Source organism: Streptomyces sp. NPDC004752 (assembly GCF_053601275.1).
The window spans coordinates 1-4,233 of record NZ_JBSGBN010000262.1; the positions used below are offsets into that span (position 1 = coordinate 1).

Annotated in this window: 4 protein-coding genes and 1 pseudogene; all 5 read left to right on the plus strand. The window is 74.7% G+C overall.

All coding sequences use genetic code 11. The features are described from left to right. Positions 1 to 272 (plus strand): annotated as a pseudogene (locus ACWEKM_RS45935) (SCO3242 family prenyltransferase); the annotation flags it as partial. A 112-nt stretch (positions 273 to 384) separates the two neighbouring features. Further along, a complete protein-coding gene (locus tag ACWEKM_RS45940) occupies positions 385 to 1,401 on the plus strand; it encodes a sugar phosphate isomerase/epimerase family protein (protein ID WP_451627269.1) in 1,017 nt (338 codons plus the stop codon). Continuing rightward, a complete protein-coding gene (locus ACWEKM_RS45945) occupies positions 1,398 to 2,090 on the plus strand; it encodes an EboA domain-containing protein (RefSeq protein WP_451627270.1) in 693 nt (230 codons plus the stop codon). Before ACWEKM_RS45940 ends, ACWEKM_RS45945 begins: the two co-directional genes overlap by 4 nt. Further along, positions 2,090 to 2,938: a TatD family hydrolase gene (locus tag ACWEKM_RS45950; protein ID WP_451627271.1), complete on the plus strand. Its 849-nt coding sequence runs from the start codon at positions 2,090 to 2,092 to the stop codon at positions 2,936 to 2,938. The genes ACWEKM_RS45945 and ACWEKM_RS45950 overlap by 1 nt, the downstream gene beginning before the upstream one ends. A gap of 3 nt (positions 2,939 to 2,941) precedes the next feature. Continuing rightward, positions 2,942 to 4,111, plus strand: coding sequence for a metabolite traffic protein EboE (gene eboE, locus ACWEKM_RS45955; RefSeq protein ID WP_451627272.1), 1,170 nt, complete (start codon positions 2,942 to 2,944; stop codon positions 4,109 to 4,111). Positions 4,112 to 4,233: the final 122 nt, after the last annotated feature.

A 4,233-nucleotide genomic window follows, 5' to 3' on the forward strand; every position in this document is an offset into this window, starting at 1 on the left:
CAAGGCCCCGCCGTACCGCCGGTGGCGCCGAGGACGTGCTGCGCGCCGCCCTCGGCGCCGCCTACGCCGCCACGGCCGGCCGGCCCTACCTCCACGCCGTACTCAATCCGTCTGCGCAGCTCACCCAGCGGGCCGTCGGCGGCGGGATCCGCGCCACCGTCCCCCTCCAGGCCGCACTCTGCGCCCGCGCCGGGGCACCGGGAAGCGCGCTGCTGGCCGCGGTTGTGGCGCCGCTGGCCCGCCGGTTTGCGAAGAGGGTGAGCGTTACATGAGTCCGCGGTCCTCCACTGCCCCGTGCACTTTGGCACTCGCATCGGGAAGCGCGCTGCTGGCCGCGGTTGTGGCGCCGCTGGCCCGCCGGTTTGCGAAGAGGGTGAGCGTTACATGAGTCCGCGATCCTCCACTGCCCCGTGCACCCCGGCATCCGTACCAGGCCCCGGCGGGCCGCCGGCATCCGCACCAGGCCCCGGCGGCCCGCCGCTCCGCTTCGGCTACGGCACCAACGGCCTCACCGACCTGCGGCTCGACGACGCCCTCGGGCTCCTCGCCGACCTCGGCTACGACGGCCTCGGACTGACCCTTGACCATATGCACCTCGACCCGCTCGCCCCGGACCTCGGCGCCCGCACCCGCCGCGTCGCCCACCGGCTGACCCGACTCGGCCTGGACGTCACCGTGGAGACCGGCGCCCGTTACGTCCTCGACCCCCGGCACAAGCACGGCCCCTCCCTGCTCGACCCCGACCCCGCGGCCCGCGCCCGCCGCGTGGACCTGCTGATCCGCGCCGTGCGGGTCGCCGGCGACCTCGGGGCACACGCCGTGCACTGCTTCAGCGGCACCATCCCGCCCGGCACCGACGAGGACACCGCCTGGCAGCGGCTCGCCGACAGCCTCGCGCCGGTGCTGGACGCCGCCGCCACCGCGGGCGTCCCGCTCGCCGTCGAACCCGAACCCGGCCATCTGCTCGCCACCCTCGCCGACTTCCACCGGCTGCGCCGCACCCTCGGCGACCCCGAGCCCCTCGGCCTCACCCTCGACATCGGCCACTGCCAGTGCCTCGAACCCCTCCCGCCCGCCGACTGCGTACGCGCCGCCGCCCCCTGGCTGCGGCACGTCCAGATCGAGGACATGCGGCGCGGCGTCCACGAACACCTGCCCTTCGGGGACGGCGAGATCGACTTCCCGCCCGTCCTTGCGGCCCTCGCCGCCACCGGCTACCGCGGCCTGACCGTCGTAGAACTGCCCCGCCACTCCCACGCCGGGCCACAACAGGCCGCCCTCGCCCTGCCGTTCCTGCGCGCCGCCGCGGCCACCGCCGCCCCTTCCGCGGCACCGGGCACACCGCACACCGCCCGGCCCCTCGGTGAGCCCCCCGCCGCCCCCGAAGGGAGCACCGCATGACCCACCGGCATCCCGCACCCGGCACCCCGGTGCCCGGCCCCGCCCACACCCCGCCGGACCGGCTCCACGCGAGGCTGCACGCCCGGCTCGACACCGCAGCCCGCACCTGGCTGGACCGCGCCCTCGCCGAGGCGGCCGCCCACCCCGGCAGCCAAGGCCCCATATCCGCCTGGGAGTTGCGTCTCGCGGAGGTCGGCCGACGCTGCGGCCCCGCCCACGCCGACGCCGCCCGCGTCCTCGTCCTGCATGCCGCCCGCGCCGACACCGACGCCCTCACCCGCGTCTACCAGCAGGGCACCGCCGACGAACGCCGCGCGGTCCTGCACGCCCTGCCGCACCTCGTGGCGGACGCCGGGGCGCTCCCGCTGGTCGAGGACGCGTTGCGCACCAACGACACCCGGCTCCTGGCTGCCGCCGTCGGCCCCTACGCCGCCCACCACCTGGACGCCCACGCCTGGCGGCACGCCGTCCTCAAGTGCCTGTTCACCGGCGTGCCGGTGGACGAGGTGGCCGACCTGCCCCGGCGCGCCCGCGGCGACGCGGAACTCGCCCGCATGCTCGACGACTACGCCGCCGAACGTACCGCCGCCGGCCGCCCGGTGCCCGACGACCTGTACCGGGTGCTGGCCCTGGCCGGGGCCGCGACACCGCCGCACACCACGGACGACCCCCACGGCAAGGAGTCCTGATGCGCATCTTCGACCCCCACATCCATATGACGTCGCGGACGACCGACGACTACGAGGCGATGCACGGCGCGGGCGTCCGCGCCGTGGTCGAGCCGTCCTTCTGGCTCGGCCAGGCCCGCACCGCGCCCGCCTCCTTCCTCGACCACTTCGACTCGCTCCTCGGCTGGGAACCCTTCCGTGCCGCCCAGTACGGCATCGCCCACCACTGCACGCTCGCCCTCAACCCCAAGGAGGCGAACGACCCGCGGTGCGCGCCCGTGCTGGACGAACTGCCCCGGTACCTGGTCAAGGACCGGGTGGTGGCCGTCGGCGAGATCGGCTACGACTCGATGACCCCGGCCGAGGACATCGCGCTGGCCGCCCAGTTGCAGCTCGCCGCCGACCACGGGCTGCCCGCGCTGGTGCACACCCCGCACCGCGACAAACTCGCCGGGCTGCGCCGCACCCTCGACCTGGTCCGGGAGTCCGCACTGCCCCCGGACCACGTCCTGGTCGACCACCTCAACGAGACCACCGTCAAGGAGGCAAAGGACAGCGGCTGTTGGCTCGGCTTCTCCGTCTACCCGGACACCAAGATGGACGAGGAGCGGATGGTCGCGATCCTGCGCGCGTACGGGCCCGACCGGGTACTGGTCAACTCCGCCGCCGACTGGGGCAGAAGCGACCCGCTCAAGACCCGCAAGGTGGGCGACCTGATGCTCGCCGAGGGCTTCACCGAGGACGACGTCGACCGGGTCCTGTGGCGCAACCCGGTCGCCTTCTACGGGCTCAGCGGCCGACTGGTCCTGGACGTCCCGGAGACCGGCGCCACCCACGAGGGCAGCTCCATCCTGCGCGGCGGGGAGTGACCGATGCGCTTCCGGCACCCCGACGGCAGCACCGTCCACCTCGCCTACTGCACCAACGTGCACCCCGCGGAGACCCTCGACGGCGTCCTCGCCCAACTCCGCGACCACTGCGAACCCGTGCGCCGCAGGCTGGGCCGGGACCGGCTCGGCATCGGCCTGTGGCTCGCCAAGGACGCGGCCCACGCCCTCGTCACCGACCCGGCCGTCCTGCGCACCCTGCGCTCCGAACTGGACCGGCGCGGCCTGGAGGTCGTCACCCTCAACGGCTTCCCGTACCAGGGCTTCGGCGCCGAGGAGGTCAAGTACCGCGTCTACACACCGGACTGGGCCGACCCCGAACGCCTGGAGCACACCACGTCCCTGGCCCGGGTGCTCGCCGGGCTGCTCCCCGACGACGTCACCGAAGGCAGCGTCTCCACGCTGCCGCTGGCCTGGCGCACCCACTGGGACGACGGACGCGCCGAGACGGCCCGCACCGCCCTGCGCACCCTCGCCGAACGCCTCGACGCCCTGCGGGAGTTGACCGGCCGCTCCGTCCGCGTCGGCTTGGAGCCGGAACCCGGCTGCATCATCGAGACCACCGCCGACGCCATCGGCCCGCTCACCGCGCTCGCCCACGACCGCATCGGCATCTGCGTCGACACATGTCACCTCGCCACCTCCTTCGAGGACCCGGACACCGCCCTGGACGCGCTCGCCCGGGCCGACGTCCGCATCGTCAAGTCCCAGCTGTCCGCCGCCCTGCACGCCGCCGACCCGCGCCACCCCGAGGTCCGCGAGGCCCTCGCCGCCTTCGCCGAACCCCGCTTCCTGCACCAGACCCGCACCCTCACCGACACCGGGCTGCACGGCACCGACGACCTCGCCGAGGCGGTCCACGGCGGCGCGCTGCCCGACACCGCGCCCTGGCGGTCCCACTTCCACGTCCCGCTGCACGCGGCACCCGCCGCACCCCTGACCGCCACGCTCCCCGTGCTGCGCACCGCCCTGACCCGGCTCGTCGGCGGCCCGCACCCGCTCACCCACCACCTGGAGGTCGAGACCTACACCTGGCAGGCCCTGCCACTGGACCTGCGGCCCCGCGACCGGGGCCGGCTCGCCGACGGCATCGCCGCAGAACTCACCCTGGCCCGCGACCTGCTGACCGACCTCGGCCTGAAGGAGCTGCCATGAGTTTCCTGAGTCAACCTCTATGCCGCGAAGGGCACCTCGGCGGATGTGTTGGTCTTCCCGTTGGCTTCGTGAATGGCGGGGTCGTAGCAGGCGCCGTCGCGCCAGCAGGCCCACATCACGCG